Genomic DNA, 1103 nt, shown 5'->3' with positions numbered 1-1103 from the left:
CCTGGATTCATAGAATAACCGCAGCACTTTGGATCACACAGTAGAGGAAGGAGGGCCAGCGCCGGTACCCTCTCGACTTTACCGACCAAAGTGAAGCAGAGAATGGGATACCGACAACTGACCCAGGTTCAACGATACCAAATTTTCGCTTATCTTGAGACTGGCATCAGCCAGCGACAAATAGCCAAAGCGATTGGGGTTCACAGCAGTACCATTAGCCGGGAGATAAAGCGCAATGGGCTTAAGACTGGCTATGCGCCTGAACAGGCGCAATCGAGAAGCGATCAGCGCCGACGCATCGCCTGGAAAGTGACGAAGCGCCTGCCCAGCCTGATTCGATGGGTCACTGATCAACTGATGGATGAATGGAGCCCCCAGCAAATTAGTGGCTTCATGGCGAATACCAACGGGATTTGCGTAAGCCATCAGTGGATCTATGCGCTAATCTGGGACGACAAGAAACGCGGCGGCGAATTATGGAGGCGACTCCGGCTACCACGCCAGCGGCGCTATCAGCGCCGATTGGCCAAGCATGCGGGATTGGGCAAAATTCCACACCGGGTAGGCATTGAACAGCGTCCCGCTGAAGTAGAAGAAAGGCGCCATATCGGCCATTGGGAAGGCGATACGGTGCTCAAAGGCCACAAAGAGTCTGGCTTGGTGACCCTGGTCGAGAGACGCAGCGGCTACCTCTTAGCAGCGCGCCTGCCGACGATCACGGCCACAGGAACGGCCAACGCGATGACCCGGTTATTAAGGCCACGGCGAGGTGCCGTACGGACCATCACCTTGGATAACGGGTCGGAATTCGCCGAGCACCGACAGGTTGCCAAAGCGGTCTCGGCCAAGACCTATTTTTGCGACCCGTACCGTTCATGCCAGCGTGGCACGAATGAAAACACCAACGGTCTGATTCGCCAATATTTCCCGAAAGGGACGGACTTCCGAAAGGTGAGCGACTCAGCACTGAGGCGAGTCGTTGCCAAGTTGAACAACCGTCCCAGAAAACGTTTGGGGTATCGGACACCGGCACAAGTGTTCCTGGGAGAGTATTCAGGGGAGCTAAAAACCGCGGGTGCTGCGCTTAATGTTTGAATTCAGGA

General features: G+C 55.5%; 1 protein-coding gene. It reads left to right on the top strand.

Annotated elements, in window-relative coordinates:
* The first annotated feature begins 102 nt into the window (after positions 1-102).
* Positions 103-1095, top strand: a complete 993-nt coding sequence (locus tag JI62_RS19485) for an IS30 family transposase (RefSeq protein WP_088701767.1) — start codon at positions 103-105, stop codon at positions 1093-1095.
* Positions 1096-1103: the final 8 nt, after the last annotated feature.

The organism is Halomonas campaniensis (assembly GCF_002211105.1).
GTDB classification, from domain to species: Bacteria; Pseudomonadota; Gammaproteobacteria; order Pseudomonadales; family Halomonadaceae; genus Vreelandella; species Vreelandella campaniensis_A.
The sequence above is the reverse complement of the archived record's forward strand: the minus strand, read 5'-3'. Positions and strand labels throughout refer to the sequence as shown.

Excerpts from the sequence above, each read along its gene's own strand:
- JI62_RS19485 (WP_088701767.1), top strand. The coding sequence starts at position 103 with ATGGGATACCGACAACTGACCCAGGTTCAACGATACCAAATTTTCGCT.